Origin of the sequence: Micromonospora humi (assembly GCF_900090105.1) — a bacterium.
Classification (GTDB): Bacteria; Actinomycetota; Actinomycetes; order Mycobacteriales; family Micromonosporaceae; genus Micromonospora; species Micromonospora humi.
This window is the reverse complement of sequence record NZ_FMDM01000020.1, coordinates 84,531-101,091: the sequence shown is the minus strand read 5'-3', so window position 1 is coordinate 101,091 and position 16,561 is coordinate 84,531. Positions and strand designations below refer to the sequence as shown.

Below are 16,561 nucleotides of genomic sequence, written 5' to 3'. Positions count from 1 at the left end.
GCGCTCGTTCTTGCCGAGATCCTTGGTCGCAAGCAGGGCTTGCTTCACAGCTACACTCATCGCGGGCGGACCTCCGTTGTCCGTCAAGGCCCCGGGTAACAGGTGTTCCAGCACCTGCCGGGGCCGTTCTTCTCTTGTCGACTCACCTCCCTAACTCACGTTCACTGGTTCCAACGTCGCGATCATCGTGGGCGCGGTGCTGCTGCTGGCCCGCTGGGCGCGCGCCGGTCCGCGTACCGCGGTGGCGCTCTGCGGCCTCGCCCTGGTCGGCTTCGTCATCCTGGTCCGGCCCTCGCCGAGCGTGGTACGGGCCGCGGCGATGGGCGCGATCGGGCTCGCCGCGCTGGCCGCCGGGCGGTCCCGCGCGGCGCTGCCCGCGCTGGCCGCCGCCGTCGCCGGGTTGGTGCTGCTGGACCCGGACCTGGCCGGGGACCCGGGCTTCGCGCTGTCGGTCTGCGCCACCGGCGGGTTGCTGCTGCTCGCGCCCGGGTGGCGGGACGCGTTACGCCGTCGGGGCGTACCGCCGGGGTTGGCGGAGGCGCTGGCGGTGCCGGCCGCCGCGCAGCTCGCGTGCGGCCCGGTGATCGCCGGGCTGTCCGCGACCGTCAGTCTGGTGGCGGTGCCGGCGAACCTGCTGGTCGTGCCCGCCGTCGCGCCGGCCACGGTGCTGGGCGTGCTCGCCGCCGTGCTGTCTCCGGTGTGGCCGGCGGGCGCCGAGTTCCTCGCCTGGCTGGCGAGCTGGCCGGCACGGTGGCTGGTGGCGGTGGCGTCGCACGGGGCGGCGCTGCCGGCCGGGAACGTGCCCTGGGTGGGCGGGGTGGCCGGCGCGCTGCTGCTGGCCGCCGTGAGCGGGGCGCTGCTGCTCGCCGCCCGGCGGCGTCGGGCCCGACGGCTGGTCGCGGTCGTGGTGGTGGCGGTGGTGCTGGGTGCGGTGCCGATCCGGCTGCTGGCCTCCGGGTGGCCGCCGCGCGGTTGGGTGGTGGTGGCGTGCGCGGTGGGGCAGGGCGACGCGGTGGTGCTGCCGGTCGCCGCCGGGCGGGCCGTGGTGGTCGACGCCGGCCCGGAGCCGTCCGGCGTGGACGGCTGCCTGCGGCGGCTCCGCGTGCGCGAGGTGTCGCTGCTGGTGGTCAGCCACTTCCACGCCGACCACGTGGGTGGGGTGGCCGGGGTGTTCCGGGGGCGACGGGTCGGTGCGGTGGTCGGTCCGCCCTGGTCCGAGCCGCCCTACGGGGTCGCCCAGGTACGCGAGGCGGCCCGCCGCGGTGGCGCCCGCCTCGACCCGGTGCCGGCCGGCTGGCGCTGGCGGGCCGGCGTGGTCGAGCTGGCCGCGATCGGGCCGCCGTACCCGCTTCGCGGCAGCCGCTCCGACCCGAACAACAACTCCCTGGTGCTGACCGCCACCGTGGCCGGGGTGCGGATCCTCTTGGCCGGCGACGCCGAGACCGAGGAGCAGCGGGCGCTGGTGGAGACGGTGCCGCCCGCCGCGGTCCGGGCGGACGTGTTGAAGGTGGCGCACCACGGGTCGGCGTACCAGGATCCGGAGTTCCTCGCCGCGGTCCGTCCGGCGGTCGCGCTGGTCTGCGTCGGCGTCGACAACGACTACGGGCATCCCAATCCCGGTCTGATGGACCGGTTGACCAGGGGAGGGGCGCGGGTGATGCGCACCGACACCGACGGCGACGTGGCCGCGATCCGGGCCGGCGGCGGGCTGGCGGTGGTCGCGCGGGGTGTAGCGCGGGGGCGGTCGCGGTGAGGGTGCCGAACCGAGTCGAGGATCTTGTTGGCATAGGTGGTACATCAAGGCAAATGTCTGGATTTGCGTTGAGTGCGGGCTGCGCCGTCACAGTCCCCGACGAGCAGGCACGCACCGGTCGGGGTGCGTGCGAGTATGGGCGACGTGACCCCGGCCAGCCTGCCTCCCATTCTGCTCGTCCTCGGCGACGAGGAGCTGCTCGCCACGCGCGCGGTCTCCGAAGCCGTTGCCCGGGCCCGGGCGGTGGACCCCGACGTGGACGTGCGGGAATACCAGGCCGGCTCGGTGGCGGTCGGCGAGATCGGCGAGATGCTGAGCCCGTCGTTGTTCGGCGGTCGCCGGGTGCTGGTGCTCCGCTCCGGGCAGGACACCCGCAAGGATCTGTCCGCCGCGCTGCTGGCGTACGCGAAGAATCCCGACCCGGACGTGCAGCTCGTGGTGTTGCACCTGGGTGGCGGGAAGGGCAAGGCGTTCGCCGACGGGCTGCGGGCGGCGGGCGCCACCGTGGTGCCGGCGGCGAAGCTGAAGGGTCACCGCGAGCGGGTCGCCTTCGTCCGGGACGAGATCCGCCGCAACGGCGGGAAGTGTGCCGACGACGCGGCCGAGGCCCTGATCGCGGCGGTCGGCAACGACCTGCGCGAGTTGGCCGCAGCCTGTTCCCAGCTCGTCGCCGACACCGACGGGCGGATCGACGCCGAGACGGTCTCCCGCTACTACCGGGGTCGGGTCGAGGTCACCGGCTTCACCGTGGCCGACGCGACGATGGTCGGTGACATCCCCGGCGCGCTGGAGGCGCTGCGCTGGGCGCTGCACGTCGGGGTGGACCCGGTGCCCATCGCCGACGCGCTCGCCGACGGCGTCCGGACGGTGGCGCGTGTGGCTTCCGCCGGTCGGGGCAGCGCCTATCAGCTCGCCAGCACCCTGGGCATGCCGCCCTGGAAGATCGAACGGGCCCAGCGTCAGGGCCGTGGCTGGACGCCGGAAGGCCTGGTCGTGGCGATGCGGGCGGCGGCCGAGTGCAACGCGGCGGTCAAGGGCGGCGCCGACGACCGTGCCTACGCGCTGGAGCGGGCCGTCTTCTCGGTGGCGGCGGCCCGGCAGGGGGGCGCCCGGTGACCCGAGCGTGGTCGACCGTGCCGACGGAGGAGGAGCGGTACCGCCCGCTCTACTCCCGGGTGCTCGGGCTGCGCTTCGTCAACCCGGGCGGGGTGCTCTGCTTCCTCTTCTTCGAGGGCGCGGCGGCGCTGGCCGTGCTGCTCGCGCTCGCCGAACTGGTGAACTGGTGGGCGGTGCTGGTGTTGCCGACCGCCGTGGCCGCGATGGTCAAACTGAACGACGTGGTCGCCGAGATGGTGTTCCGCACCGCGGCCCAGGTGCCCGAGCAGGAGCGGGACCGCTTCCGCCGGCAGGTCGAGCCGGTCGTCGGCCGGGCGCGGGTGCCGACCCGGGCCCGACCGCTGCCCGGCGGCCTGAGCCTGGCCGCCGACCCGAGGGCGACCGGCCCGGCCGTTCCCTACCGCCAGTCGGGCCGCTCGGTGCTGCCGTTCGACCGGGCCGGGGAGGGTGAACGCCGGACGGAGTCCGAGATCACCTGGCCCGATTCCTTCCGCTGACCGCCGCCCGGTCCGCCCGGTGCCCGACCGGGAGCTTGATTGGATAGGGATCTGTCAATAGATTGAGGGTGGGCACCGCCGAGGTCCCGGGTGACCGGGCCGTCGGCGACGGACAGCTCCACCCCGAGCCGGGCACGCCGACCAGTCGCCGTGGCGCATCGCCGCGCCACATCAAGGGCACGTCGTCGCGCCGCATCCGGGCAGGATGCGCGTCGCCTCCGCCCCGCTCGATCCGAAGGATCCTTCATGACGCTTCTCCGCGCCCGCACCGCACCCACCCTGGCGGTGGTCGCCGCGCTGGCGGCCACCGTGGCCGCGACCGGAACGGCCCTGCTCGCCGGCCCGGCCGCGGCCGCCCAGGGCTGCCGGGTCGACTACACGCCGAACCAGTGGCCCGGCGGCTTCACCGCCGCCGTCAAGGTCTCACCCGGCGACACCGCCGTCTCCAGTTGGACCGTCACCTGGACGTACGCCGGGGACCAGCGTGTCACGAACGGCTGGAACGCCACGGTCACCCAGTCCGGCGCGACGGTGACCGCCCGCAACGTGTCGTACAACGGCGGCATCCCGGCCGGTGGCTCCACCGAGTTCGGCGTGCAGGGCACGTTCGCCGCCGGCGGCGGCGCGCCGACCGGGTTCACCCTCAACGGTGTGCCGTGCAACGGCGCCGGACCGACCGGCGGGCCCACCACGACGGTGCCGACCACCGCCCCGCCCACCACCGCCCCGCCGACCAGCGCGCCGCCCACCACGGCACCCCCGACCAGCGCGCCGCCCACCACGGCACCGCCGACCAGCCCGCCGCCCACCACGAACCCGCCCGTCGGGTGCGCCGGGGCGGTGCTCTGCGACGGCTTCGAGAACCAGGCCGGCTCGACGCCGTCCGGTGACTGGACCGTGGTGAACCCGGACTGCGCCGGCGCCGGCACGGCCACCATCGACACGGCCACCACCCACAGCGGCAGCCGGGCGGTCCGGATCAACGGCGCGGCCGGCTACTGCAACCACGTGTTCATCAGGTCCACGAAGAACCTCGCCGGCGTGGGCAGTGTCCGGTACGGCCGGATCTGGGTGCGGCACACCACCGCCCAGCCCACCGACCACACCACGATGATCGCGATGGCCGACTCCGCCGACGGCAACAAGGATCTGCGGATGGGCGGTCAGAACGGCGCCATGCAGTGGAACCGCGCCTCGGACGACGCGACGCTGCCCGAGCAGAGCCCGGCCGGCGTGGCGCAGAGCGTGCCGTTGCCCACCAACCGGTGGGCCTGCCTGGAGTTCATGGTCGACGGCTCGGCCGGTCAACTCCGCACCTGGCTGGACGGCGCCGCCGTCGCCGGGCTCACCGCCGACGGCGTACCGACGCACGACATCGACGGCCAGTGGTACAACCGCACCTGGCGGCCGCAGCTCACCGACCTGAAACTGGGCTGGGAGAGCTACGGCGGCGGCGCCGACACCCTCTGGTACGACGACGTGGCGGTCGGGTCCAGCCGGATCGGCTGCTGACCGGGTCCTGCCACGGCGGGGCCGGGTCCGGATACGCGGACAGCCGAAAGCCCCGGGACGACGTCGTCCCGGGGCTTCCGGTCGGGTCTACGGTCTCGTCAGGCCGAGAACGAGGCGACGCGCTTGGCGATCGCCGACTTCCGGTTGGCCGCCTGGTTGGCGTGGATGACACCCTTGCTGGCAGCCTTGTCCAGCTTGCGGGTGGCCTCCTGCATGAGAACGGTGGCCTTCTCGGCGTCGCCGGCCTCAGCAGCCTCGTGGAACTTCCGGATGGCGGTCTTCAGCGACGACTTGACCGACTTGTTCCGCAGCCGGCGCTTCTCGTTCTGCCGGTTGCGCTTGATCTGGGACTTGATGTTCGCCACGCGACAGCCTCGTCTTGATAGCTCGGGTTGGTCAGCTTCCGCGCACGACGAGCAGCCGTCATCGCCGCGCGAATGGCCAGGCTACCAGGTCGCCCCGGGCCGAGCCAAAACGAGGGTAAGGCGGGGGCCCCCTTTAACGCTTTCGGTAGAGGCGGGGGCCCCGCTTAACCAGCGTTGTTAAGCGGGGCCCCCGCCTAACCGCGCAGCCCGGCGAGCGGGCGGCCGGGAGAGCGGGCGGCCGGGAGAGCGGGCGGCAGGGAGGGGCGGGCGGCCGGGAGGGGCGGGCGGCCGGGAGGGGCGGGACGGCGCGGGCGGGTCAGGTCCAGCCCTGGCGGGCGGTCAGCCAGGCGAGCGCCTGCGCACCGCTCCACCGCTGGTGCGACCGCAGGTGCGGGGAGGAGGCGGTCGACGGTCCGGCGGCGGCGCCGGTCAGGAAGTAGCCGGCGAGCGCGGCGAGGCTCACGTCCAGCGCGTCGGCCGGCGCTCCGGCGGCTGCCGGGTGGCCGGCGAAGGCGGTATCCGCGTCCAGGCCGGTGGCGTACCCGGTGATCAGCAGTCCGGCCAGGTCGAACCAGGCCGGCCCGTGGCAGAGCCAGGTCCAGTCGCAGAGCCAGGCGCGACCGGCGGCGTCCAGCAGGAGGTTGTCCACCCGCAGGTCGCCGTGGGCCAGCCCGGGGGCGGCGTCGGCGTAGCCGGGCAGGCGGGACTCCAGCGCGACCAGCTCCGCCAGCGGGGCCCGGACCGCCGGCTCGGGCAGCGGCTCGCGGCCGGCGGCCACCTCGCCCCACCAGAGGATGTCGTCCCGGGCCAGGTCCGCGAGGCGGGGCAGGCCGAGCGCGACGAGGTCCGCGGGCGGGTCGCCGAGCGCGGCGGCCACCTCGGCGTACGTGGTGAGGGCCGCCGCCAGCTCGGCCGGGTCCCAGGGCAGCCGGGGGGTGTGCCCGTCGATCGCGTCCAGCGCGAGGGCGTACCAGCCGGAGTCGGTCAGCGCCCACCGCGGCCGGGGCACCGGCAGGCCGGCGGGGAGCCGGGCCAGGATCGCGGCCTCGTGGGCGTACCAGTCGACCAGGTGCCGTTGCCCGTCCAGCGCGGCCGCCTTGACGAACACCCGTTCGCCGGTCGGGCCGGTGAGCACGGCGGCGAAGCCGCTGGTGAAGCCGCCGCCGGCCACCTCGACCGCGGCCGGTGGGCCACCGAGCCGGGACGCCAGCGCGTCGCGCAGCCCGGCCGGCAGGTCTTCCCAGTCGGGCCGGACGGCAGTCGCCCCGTACGGCACGGGCGGTAGCGAGATCGGATGCACCGCACCATGCTGCCGCACCGGCGGCGCGTCGGTGGGCTCTGCCAGACTGCCGACCATGAGGACCGAGGAGTTCTGGCAGTTGATCGACCAGGCCCGGGCCGGGGCCGGGGGAGAGGCCGACGCGGTCGCCGCCCGGGCGGTCGCGCTGCTGGCCGAGCGCGACCCCGAGGAGATCGTCGGGTACGCCCACCATCAGCGGCGGGTGATCGCCGCCTCCTACCGGGTCGACCTGTGGGGCGCGGCCTACCTGATCAACGGCGGCGCCTCGGACGACGGCTTCGAATACTTCCGGGGCTGGCTGATGACGCAGGGTCGGGCCGTCTTCGCGCGGGCGGTCGGCGAGCCGGACTCGCTGGCCGAGCTGCCCGGGGTGCGGGCCGCCGCGCTCAGCGGTGAGGAGTTCGAGTGCGAGCGGATGCTGTCGGTGCCGTGGGAGGCCTACCGGAAGGCCACCGCGGCCGAGTTGCCCGCCGAGCGTGATCCGGTGCCGGTGCCCGACCTGAACGACTTCTGGGACTTCGACGACGAGGAGGAGGCCCGTCGGCGGCTGCCGAGGCTGGCCGCGCTCTTCGTCGAGCCGCCGGCGGAGTGACGGGGGAGCCCGGGCGCGGCCCGGACGGCGTGGGAGCATAGAGGGGGGCCGGCGCCACGCCGGCCCGCTCACGTCAGCCGACCAGAACGGACCGCTGTGCCACCGACGCTCGATCCCGGCGCGAACGCTCCCGGTGCCACCGACCCGGCGCGCATCCGGAACTTCTGCATCATCGCCCACATCGACCACGGGAAGTCGACCCTGGCCGACCGGATGTTGCAGCTCACCGGTGTGGTCGACCCGCGGCAGATGCGCGCGCAGTACCTGGACCGGATGGACATCGAGCGCGAGCGCGGCATCACCATCAAGAGCCAGGCCGTCCGGATGCCGTGGACGATCCGGGAGGGCGACCGGGCCGGCGAGACCGCCGTGCTCAACATGATCGACACCCCCGGTCACGTCGACTTCACCTACGAGGTGTCCCGGTCGCTGGCCGCCTGCGAGGGCGCGATCCTGCTTGTCGACGCCGCGCAGGGCATCGAGGCGCAGACGCTCGCCAACCTCTATCTGGCGCTCGAGAACGACCTGCACATCATCCCGGTGCTCAACAAGATCGACCTGCCGGCCGCCCAGCCGGAGAAGTACGCCGAGGAGCTGGCCCACCTGATCGGCGGTGACCCGGCGGACTGCATCCGGGTCTCCGGCAAGACCGGTGCGGGCGTGCCCTACCTGCTCGACGAGATCGTCCGGCAGTTCGTGCCGCCGGTCGGCGCGGCCGACGACCCTGCCCGCGCGATGATCTTCGACTCGGTCTACGACGTCTACCGCGGCGTGGTGACGTACGTCCGGGTGATCGACGGCCGGATCTCGGCCCGGGACCGGATCAAGATGATGTCCACCGGCGCGGTCCACGAGCTGCTGGAGATCGGCGTCATCTCGCCGGAGATGGTGAAGGCCGACGCGCTCGGCGTCGGCGAGGTGGGCTACCTGATCACCGGCGTGAAGGACGTGCGCCAGTCCCGGGTCGGTGACACCGTCACCATCAACGGCAACCAGGCCAAGGAGGCGCTCGGGGGCTACAAGGACCCGAAGCCGATGGTCTACTCGGGCCTCTATCCGATCGACGGCTCGGACTACCCCAACCTGCGTGAGGCGCTCGACAAGCTCAAGCTCAACGACGCCGCGCTGGTCTACGAGCCGGAGACCTCGGGCGCGCTGGGCTTCGGCTTCCGCTGCGGCTTCCTCGGCCTGCTGCACCTGGAGATCATCCGGGAGCGGCTGGAGCGGGAGTTCAACCTCGACCTCATCTCCACCGCGCCCAACGTGGTCTACCGGGCCATCACGGAGGACGGCGAGGAGATCGTCGTCACCAACCCCAGCGAGTACCCGACCGGCAAGATCGCCGAGGTGTACGAGCCGACGGTGCGGGCCACCGTGCTCACCCCGAACGACTACGTGGGCGCCGTGATGGAGCTGTGCCAGGGGCGTCGGGGCACCCTGCTCGGCATGGACTACCTCTCCGCCGACCGGGTGGAGCTGCGCTACACGCTGCCGCTGGCCGAGATCATCTTCGACTTCTTCGACCAGCTCAAGAGCCGCACCAAGGGTTACGCCTCGCTGGACTACGAGACCTCCGGCGAACAGGCGTCCGACCTGGTGAAGGTCGACATCCTGCTGCACGGTGAGCCGGTGGACGCGTTCAGCGCCATCGTGCACAAGGACAAGGCCTACAACTACGGCACGACGATCGCGGCGAAGTTGCGCTCGCTGATCCCGCGCCAGCAGTTCGAGGTGCCGATCCAGGCGGCCATCGGCAGCCGGGTGATCGCCCGGGAGACGATCCGCGCGATCCGCAAGGACGTGCTCGCCAAGTGCTACGGCGGTGACATCAGCCGTAAGCGCAAGCTGCTGGAGAAGCAGAAGGAGGGCAAGAAGCGGATGAAGATGGTGGGCCGGGTGGAGGTCCCCCAGGAGGCCTTCATCGCCGCGCTCTCCTCGGACTCCGGCGACGGCAAGACCGCCGGCAAGAAGTAGCCACCGGGGCCTCTCGACCGGCCGGTACCCCTGCGCGGGGTGCCGGCCGGTTCGCGTACTCAGGAATTTTTCAGCTTCTGACAGCGCTCCCACCTGCGGATTCGTTCGGCGGGGCGGTCGACGGCCGGATCGGCGGGGTTGGGGGCGGTTTCGATTTTCGGCCGGTCGGGCACTTAGCGGTCACGACAGCAACCGCACAGAACGTGCGAAACCGCTTATTTGGAGGACCGATCGTGGAGCTCACCGTCTGGGGCATCATCACCGCGCTGATCGTCGGCCTGATCGTCGGCGCGCTGGGCCGGCTGGTCGTGCCGGGCCGGCAGAACATGCCGATCTGGCTGCACATGGTCATCGGCGTCGGCGCCGCGCTGCTCGGCACCATCGTCGCCCGGGCCTCCGGCTTCGCCGAGACCGCCGGCATCGACTGGCGTGAGCTGCTGCTGCAGGTCCTCTTCGCCGCCATCGGTGTGGCCCTGGTGGCCGGTGTCGGCCGCCGGCGCGGCGTCACCCACCACTGATCGCGCAGCACGCGCCTCGACGGGCGCCCGGCCCACCGGCCGGGCGCCCGTCGGCGTTTGCGCATTGAAGCCCGTTAGTCCGCGCGATGCCGCGCCCAGCGGGCTTTTGCGGACTAAGCAGCAGCTCAGGGCCGGTTCGAACAATTCGTCACCGGAGTCGGTTTGGGATTTTGACGGGTCGGGAACTTAGCGGTCACGACAGAAACCACACGAACTCGTGTGACAAGATCCGAAGGAGGAGGGCGACCATGGAGCTCACCGTTTGGGGCATCATCACCGCGCTGGTCGTTGGTCTGATCGTCGGCGCGCTGGGCCGGCTGGTCGTGCCGGGCCGGCAGAACATGCCGATGTGGCTGCACATGCTGATCGGCGTCGGCGCCGCGCTGCTGGGCACGATCGTCGCCCGGGCCTCCGGCTTCGCCGAGACCGCCGGCATCGACTGGCGTGAGCTGATGCTGCAGGTGCTCTTCGCCGCCATCGGTGTGGCCCTGGTGGCCGGTGTCGGCCGCCGGCGCGGCGTCTCGCGCTACTGACCCCCGCACCACAGCTCGACGGGCGCCCGGCCGACGGCCGGGCGCCCGTCTGCGTACCCCCGCTCTGACCTGCCCGGACGGCACCCCTGCCGCCCGGGCCTTCGGCTGCGATACGGTCGCCTCGGCCGCCCGCCGCGAACTCCCCCTGTTGTAAAGGAAATTTTCCTACTAAGGTGCGGCGGAGAAGGTTAGTGCCAAACGGCCCTGAGGGAGATATGGCGTGAACAGGTGGAAGCGGCTGGCTCCGGTCACCGCCATCGTGGCGTCGGCCGCGCTGGTGCTGACCGGTTGCGGTGGCTCCGGCGACGACGACAAGGCCGCCGACAACAGCAAGCTGACGGTCTGGATGATGGGCGAGGGCGGCGACGCCCAGACCGCGTTCCTCGACACGGTCGAGGCGGAGTTCAAGAAGAAGCACCCCGAGACCGACGTCGTGGTGCAGTACATTCCCTGGCTCGAGGCGCCGAAGAAGTTCCAGGCCGCGCTGGCCGGTGGAGAGGGCCCGGACGTCACCGAGCTGGGCAACACCGAGACCCAGGGCTGGGCGGCCCAGGAGGCGCTCGCCGACGTCACGGACAAGTTCAACGGCTGGTCCGAGGGCAAGGACATCCTGCCCGACCTGGTGAAGAACGCCCAGCTCGACGGCAAGCAGTACGGCGTGCCGTGGTACGCCGGCGTGCGCGCCGTCTACTACCGCACCGACTGGTTCGCCGAGGCCGGCGTGAAGCCGCCGACGAACTGGGACGAGATGGTCGCCGCCGCCAAGACCGTCCAGGCCAAGAAGCCCGGCACCTACGGCATCGCCCTCCCCGGCAACTCGGAGCTGCCGTTCTACTCCTTCCTCTGGGGCGCCGGCGGCGAGATCGCCACCAAGGACGGCGACAGCTGGAAGTCCGGCTACAACACGCCCGAGGCGCAGAAGGCGGTCAAGTTCTGGACCGACCTGGTGACCGTGCACAAGGTCGCCCCGCCCGCCTCGGCCGGCTGGAACGAGGTCGATGCCCGCACCCAGTTCGCCACCGGCAAGGCCGCCATGGCGTTCGCCGGTAGCTGGCAGGGCGGCGCGATGAAGAAGGACAACCCCGACATCGAGAAGGTCTGGGGCACGTTCCCGATCCCCGGCCCGGACGGCAAGGCCGCCCCGGCGTTCGCCGGTGGCTCCGACATCGCGGTCTGGAAGGACAGCGAGCGGCAGGCCCTGGCCTGGGACTACACGACCGTGCTGCTGAGCAAGCAGAAGGACCAGGAGTTCGCCTCCAGCCTCGGCTTCTTCCCGGTCTACAAGGACCTGGTCAGCGGCGGCAACTACGCCGACGACAAGGTGATGGCCGCGTTCGCCACCGCCATCCAGAACACCAAGCTGACCCCGCTCACCCCCAAGTGGGTCGAGGTCAGCCGCACCAAGACGGTGACCCAGGCGATGAACAGCTCGGTCATCAAGGGCCAGAAGTCGGTCGAGAAGGCAACCGCCGACGCGGCCACCGAAATGGAAAGCATCCTCAACGCCAAGTGACCACGCTGACCAAGGCCACCGACGAGGCCGCCGCGCGGGAGAACCCCGCGCGGCGGCCCCGCCGAAAGGTGGACCGCCTCCCGTACCTGCTGCTCCTGCCCTGCCTGGCGATCATCGCCGTGCTCCTGCTCTGGCCGCTCGGCCAGGTCGTGATGATGTCCTTCTACAAGCTGGACAGCGTCCGACAGCTCCGGGGGGACCGCGAGTGGCCGTGGGTCGGCCTGGCCAACTACGCGCAGATCCTCGGCGACCCGTTCTTCCGTACGGTGTTGCGCAACACCGTGCTCTTCGCGGTCGCCAACGTGGCGCTGACCATGGTGCTCGGCACCCTGGTCGGGCTGCTGCTCAACCGGCTCGGCAAGAAGATGGCCACGTTCGTGGCGAGCTGCGTGATGCTCGCCTGGGCCACCCCGGCGCTCACCGGCACCATCGTCTGGAAATGGATCTTCGACGACACGAGCGGCCTGGTCACCTGGCTGTTCAACAAGCTCCCCGACGGCCTCTCCACCACCCTGTTCGGGCGCAGCGACTGGACCGGCTACGGCTGGTTCAACGACCCGCTGCTGTTCTTCGGCATCCTGACGCTGGTGGTGGTCTGGCACTCGTTCCCGTTCATCGCGGTGAGCGTGCTGGCCGGGCTCAAGAGCGTGCCGAGCGAGTTGCAGGAGGCGGCCCGGGTCGACGGCGCCGGCCCGTGGCGGGTCTTCTGGTCGGTCACGTTCCCGATGCTGCGGCCGGTCTTCGGGATCCTCGTGGTGCTCTCCACGATCTGGGACTTCAAGGTCTTCACCCAGCAGTTCGTGCTGGCCGGTGGCACCCAGGACCGGTCGACGTTCATGCTGTCGATCTACTCGTACGCGGAGGCGTTCTCGCCGCCGCCCAAGTACGGCCTCGGCTCCGCGATCGCCGTCATCCTCACCGTGATCCTGCTCGTGGTCACCGCCCTGTACGTCCGCATGGTGCTCCGGCAGGAGGACGAGTCGTGAAGAAGCTCGCGCTCAACGGGGCCGGCCTGCTGGTCGCGCTCTTCGCCGCGTTCCCCGTCTACTGGATGATCGCGACCTCGCTCAAGCCCAACCGGGAGATCTTCTCCGCCACGCCGCGCCCGGTGCCGGCGGAGCCCACCCTGGAGCACTACCGGGAGATCCTCACCGGCAACCTGATCCCGGGCGTGACGTTCCTCGACTTCTTCCTCAACAGCGTGCTGGTCGCGGTGGCCACCGTGCTGCTGAGCGGGTTGGTCGCGCTGCTCGCCGCGACCGCGGTGGCCCGGTTCCGGTTCACACTGCGCACCAGCTTCCTGATCCTGCTCCTGGTGGTGCAGATGATCCCGCTGGAGGCGCTGGTCATCCCGCTGTTCCTGATGATCCAGCGGCTGGGGCTCTACAACACGCTGCCCAGCCTGATCCTCACCTACCTGGGCTTCTCGCTGCCGTTCGCGGTCTGGATGCTGCGCGGCTTCGTGGCGGCGGTGCCGAAGGAGCTGGAGGAGGCCGCGGCGATCGACGGGGCCAGCCGGGCGCAGACCTTCCGCAAGGTGCTCTTCCCGCTCGTCGCGCCGGGCCTGGTGGCCACCAGCATCTTCTCCTTCATCACCGCCTGGAACGAGCTGATCTTCGCGCTGACCTTCATCAACGACCAGCAGAAGTACACGCTGCCGGTGGCGATGACGTTCTTCTTCGGGCGGGACGACACCGCCTGGGGTTCGGTGATGGCCGCGTCCACCCTGTTCACCCTGCCGGTGATCGTGTTCTTCCTGCTGGTCCAGCGCCGGATGGTCTCCGGGCTCGTGGCGGGCGCGGTGAAGGGCTGACCGCGGGCCGATCAGGTGTCGGCGAAGACCTCGGCCAGCACCTGTGTCGTCGGGTCGCCCTTCACCCGGGCCCAGGTGCCCTGCTCGGCCGTCCACTCCAGGCTGCCGAAGCGGACCGACTTCACGCCGTGGTCGTCGGCGTGTGAGACCAGCCAGTGTGCGTACCGCCAGCCGTTGCGGTCGTCGCTGGCCGGCACCGTCAGCCCGGTCAGGTTCGCCGCCGCGGTCAGCCGGGGCAGCCCCCAGTCGAGCGTCAGGCCCTCCAGCGCCGCGCTGGCCGCGGCCGGCCCGCGCATGGTCGGCGTCGACCCGACCGTGCAGGCCACCGCGCCGGTCGCCGAGCCGAGCAGCGCGCGGCTGAGGACCTCCGACTCGTCCGCCCACTTCTCGTACGCCTCGGGGTAGGCCGACCGCTGCACCCGCTGCGCGGCCTCGGTGACCCGCATGTCCTGCCAGCCCTTGACCTTCTTCAGCGCGGCGTAGAACTTCCGCGCCGCGTAGCGCGGGTCGCGGATCTCCTCCGGGGTGCCCCAGCCCTGGCTGGGGCGCTGCTGGAACAGGCCGAGCGAGTCGCGGTCGCCGTGGGCGATGTTGCGCAGGTGCGACTCCTGGTAGGCGGTGGCCAGCGCCACCACCACGGCCCGTTCGGGCATTCCGCGCTGCATGCCGATGGCCGCGATGGTGGCCGCGTTGGCCATCTGGTCGGCGCCGAGCACCACCTCACCGTCGGCCTGCACGGTGCAGGTCCGGCTGGCCAGCGGCAGCCGCAGGTGGTGACCGAACTGCTTGGTCACGAACCAGATCGCGAGCAGGGCCAGTACACACACCACCACACCAGATGCCACGATCGACGCTCGCGTCCGCACCAGCACCCCCAGTCCCGACAGTCCGACCAGCGTACGTCGCCGGCACCGCTTCCCGACTCGGCCGACCGGCCTGCTCGCCGCCGCGTCACCGCCCCGTGACGGGTCGCTGTTAAAAGGGGCCCCCGCCTATACCGAATACGTTAAGAAGGGGCCCCGCCTTTCATTCTCCGGCGGGCACCCACGCGGCGGGGCGCTTCTCGCGGAACGCGAGCACCCCCTCCCGCCCCTCGGCGGAGAGGAAGTACCCGGTGGAGAGCGCCGCCAACTCGGCGATCTCCGCCCGCAGATCGGTCGCGGCCGGCCGGCGCAGCAGTTCCTTCGCCCCGGCCAGCGCGGTCGGCGCCCCCTTCACCAGCGAGGCGCAGAGGCGCGCCACGGCGTCGTCCAGCCCCTCCGCCGGCACCGCGGCGGTGACCAGGCCGATCTCGGCGGCCCGACGCCCGTCGAAGGTGTCGCCGGTCAGGTAGAGCTCGGCGGCGGCCCGCGGGCTCAGCCGGGGCAGCACGGTCGCCGAGATGACCGCCGGGATCACGCCGATCCGCACCTCGGTGAACGCGAACGTGGCCGCCTCGGCGCAGACCGCCAGGTCGGCGGCGGCGATCAGGCCCAGCCCGCCGGCCCGGGCCGGCCCGGCCACCTTCGCCAGCACCGGCTTCGGGCACTCCCGCACGGCGACCAGCACGTCGCCGAGCATCCCGGCCGGCACCGACCCGCCGGCGTACGCGGCGGCGGTCTCCTTCAGGTCGGCGCCGGAGCAGAACACCGGGCCGGTGTGGTCCAGCACTATCGCCCGGACCGCGTCGTCGGCGACCGCCGCGGCCAGCCCGGCCAGCAGCTGGGTCATCAGCGGGGTGGAGAGCGCGTTGCGGTTGTGCGGGCTGTCCAGGGTGAGGGTGGTCACCCCACGGGCCGTGGCGACCCGCACGAGAGCGTCCGGAGAGGTCATGCCGGGCACACTAGTGGCCATGCCCGGCGTCCTTCCAGAAGGTGAACCCGTCCCGCGCGACGGGTCGCTGCCCGCTGCCGCCCGCCGCGCCGTCGGCGCCCGCGGCTTCGGGGTGTACGTGCACGTCCCGTTCTGCGCCAGCCGGTGCGGTTACTGCGACTTCAACACGTACACCGCCGCCGAGCTGGGCGGCGGGGTGAGCCGGGAGACGTACGCCGACAGCGTGCTGGCCGAGCTGGCGCTCGCCGCCCGGGTGCTGGGCGACTCCCCGCCGCCGCGGGTGGACACGGTCTTCGTCGGCGGTGGCACCCCCACCCTGCTGCCCGCCGACGACCTGGCCCGGATTCTCGACGGCATCGACCGCACCTGGGGGCTGGCGGCGGACGTCGAGGTGACCACCGAGGCCAACCCCGAGTCGGTGACCCCGGAGTCGCTGAAGACGCTGCGCGCGGCCGGCTACACCCGGATCTCGCTGGGCATGCAGTCGGCCGCGCCGGGGGTGCTCGCGGTGCTCGACCGGCGGCACAGCGCCGGCCGGGCGGTCGCCGCCGCGCGGGAGGCGCGGGACGCCGGCTTCGAGCACGTGAACCTGGACCTGATCTACGGCACGCCGGGGGAGACGGCGGACGACTTCGCCGCCTCGCTGGCCCAGGTGGTCGAGGCGGGGGTGGACCACGTCAGCGCGTACGCCCTGATCGTGGAGGACGGCACCCGGCTGGCCGCGCGGATGCGCCGGGGCGAGCTGCCGTACCCGTCCGACGACGTGGCGGCGGACCGCTACCTGGCCGCGGAGGCGGCGCTGCACGCGGCCGGTTTCTCCTGGTACGAGGTGTCCAACTGGGCCCGGTCCGAGGCGGCGGCGTGCCGGCACAACCTGCTCTACTGGACCGGCGCCGACTGGTGGGGCCTGGGCCCGGGGGCGCACAGCCACGTCGGCGGCGTGCGCTGGTGGAACGTCAAGCACCCGGCGGCGTACGCGGAGCGGCTGGCGGCCGGCGCGTCGCCCGCGCTGGCCCGGGAGCGGCTCACCGGCGACGAGCAGCACACGGAGGACGTGATGCTGCGGCTGCGGCTCGCCTCCGGGCTGCCGCTGGACGTGCTGGACACCGCCGGCCGCGCCGGCGCCGAGCGGGCCCGCGCGGGCGGGCTGCTCGACGCCGGGGCGTACGCCGAGGGTCGGGCCGTGCTCACGCTGCGCGGCCGGCTGCTGGCCGACGCGGTGGTGCGTGACCTGCTGCCCTGACCGGCCGGTCGGCCGAAGAC

At 72.5% G+C, this 16,561-nt stretch carries 15 protein-coding genes and 1 pseudogene; 12 read left to right on the top strand and 4 right to left on the bottom strand.

What is annotated here, in order from left to right:
* Positions 1-163: 163 nt before the first annotated feature.
* The 4 genes and pseudogenes from GA0070213_RS28460 to GA0070213_RS28445 all read left to right on the top strand — a co-directional run.
* A pseudogene (locus GA0070213_RS28460) lies at positions 164-1,753 on the top strand (ComEC/Rec2 family competence protein); the annotation flags it as partial.
* A gap of 135 nt (positions 1,754-1,888) precedes the next feature.
* A complete protein-coding gene (gene holA, locus GA0070213_RS28455) occupies positions 1,889-2,869 on the top strand; it encodes a DNA polymerase III subunit delta (RefSeq protein ID WP_091071378.1) in 981 nt (326 codons plus the stop codon).
* Positions 2,866-3,366 (top strand): hypothetical protein, encoded by a 501-nt coding sequence (locus GA0070213_RS28450; protein ID WP_245716589.1) that lies wholly within the window; start codon positions 2,866-2,868, stop codon positions 3,364-3,366. The genes holA and GA0070213_RS28450 overlap by 4 nt, the downstream gene beginning before the upstream one ends.
* A gap of 246 nt (positions 3,367-3,612) precedes the next feature.
* Entirely contained in the window at positions 3,613-4,878 is a 1,266-nt protein-coding gene (locus GA0070213_RS28445) for a cellulose-binding domain-containing protein (RefSeq protein ID WP_091071375.1), read from the top strand.
* 98 nt (positions 4,879-4,976) lie between these two features.
* On the opposite strand, the gene rpsT is transcribed toward GA0070213_RS28445, so the two are convergent.
* Positions 4,977-5,243, bottom strand: a complete 267-nt coding sequence (rpsT, locus tag GA0070213_RS28440) for a 30S ribosomal protein S20 (RefSeq protein ID WP_091071372.1) — start codon at positions 5,241-5,243, stop codon at positions 4,977-4,979.
* Positions 5,244-5,559: 316 nt separating this feature from the next.
* Entirely contained in the window at positions 5,560-6,600 is a 1,041-nt protein-coding gene (locus tag GA0070213_RS28435) for a phosphotransferase family protein (RefSeq protein ID WP_091071370.1), read from the bottom strand.
* Here GA0070213_RS28435 and GA0070213_RS28430 point away from each other — a divergent pair.
* From GA0070213_RS28430 to GA0070213_RS28400, 7 genes are all read left to right on the top strand, one after another.
* Positions 6,599-7,135: a DUF4240 domain-containing protein gene (locus tag GA0070213_RS28430; protein ID WP_091071367.1), complete on the top strand. Its 537-nt coding sequence runs from the start codon at positions 6,599-6,601 to the stop codon at positions 7,133-7,135. The two genes, GA0070213_RS28435 and GA0070213_RS28430, sit on opposite strands and share 2 nt — an antisense overlap.
* 96 nt (positions 7,136-7,231) lie before the next feature.
* Positions 7,232-9,109, top strand: coding sequence for a translation elongation factor 4 (gene lepA, locus GA0070213_RS28425; protein ID WP_091071365.1), 1,878 nt, complete (start codon positions 7,232-7,234; stop codon positions 9,107-9,109).
* A 233-nt stretch (positions 9,110-9,342) separates the two neighbouring features.
* Entirely contained in the window at positions 9,343-9,627 is a 285-nt protein-coding gene (locus tag GA0070213_RS28420; protein ID WP_091071363.1) for a GlsB/YeaQ/YmgE family stress response membrane protein, read from the top strand.
* 248 nt (positions 9,628-9,875) lie between these two features.
* The gene (locus GA0070213_RS28415) at positions 9,876-10,160 is read left to right on the top strand and encodes a GlsB/YeaQ/YmgE family stress response membrane protein (protein ID WP_030503112.1); all 285 of its coding nucleotides are present in this window, start codon (positions 9,876-9,878) and stop codon (positions 10,158-10,160) included.
* A gap of 220 nt (positions 10,161-10,380) precedes the next feature.
* Complete coding sequence (locus GA0070213_RS28410; protein WP_091071360.1) at positions 10,381-11,673, top strand: sugar ABC transporter substrate-binding protein; 1,293 nt, start codon at positions 10,381-10,383, stop codon at positions 11,671-11,673.
* On the top strand, positions 11,670-12,659 hold the full coding sequence (locus tag GA0070213_RS28405; RefSeq protein WP_091071357.1) for a carbohydrate ABC transporter permease: 990 nt from the start codon (positions 11,670-11,672) through the stop codon (positions 12,657-12,659). Before GA0070213_RS28410 ends, GA0070213_RS28405 begins: the two co-directional genes overlap by 4 nt.
* A complete protein-coding gene (locus tag GA0070213_RS28400; RefSeq protein ID WP_091071354.1) occupies positions 12,656-13,486 on the top strand; it encodes a carbohydrate ABC transporter permease in 831 nt (276 codons plus the stop codon). The genes GA0070213_RS28405 and GA0070213_RS28400 overlap by 4 nt, the downstream gene beginning before the upstream one ends.
* A gap of 11 nt (positions 13,487-13,497) precedes the next feature.
* On the opposite strand, the gene GA0070213_RS28395 is transcribed toward GA0070213_RS28400, so the two are convergent.
* Positions 13,498-14,358, bottom strand: coding sequence for a hypothetical protein (locus tag GA0070213_RS28395; protein ID WP_175441540.1), 861 nt, complete (start codon positions 14,356-14,358; stop codon positions 13,498-13,500).
* Positions 14,359-14,512: 154 nt separating this feature from the next.
* A complete protein-coding gene (locus GA0070213_RS28390; protein WP_091071401.1) occupies positions 14,513-15,298 on the bottom strand; it encodes an enoyl-CoA hydratase-related protein in 786 nt (261 codons plus the stop codon).
* A gap of 19 nt (positions 15,299-15,317) precedes the next feature.
* Between GA0070213_RS28390 and hemW the strand changes: the two genes are divergently transcribed.
* Positions 15,318-16,541 carry a radical SAM family heme chaperone HemW gene (hemW, locus tag GA0070213_RS28385; RefSeq protein ID WP_175441539.1) on the top strand — a complete coding sequence of 408 codons (1,224 nt, stop codon included), beginning with the start codon at positions 15,318-15,320 and terminating at the stop codon, positions 16,539-16,541.
* Positions 16,542-16,561 lie beyond the last annotated feature (20 nt).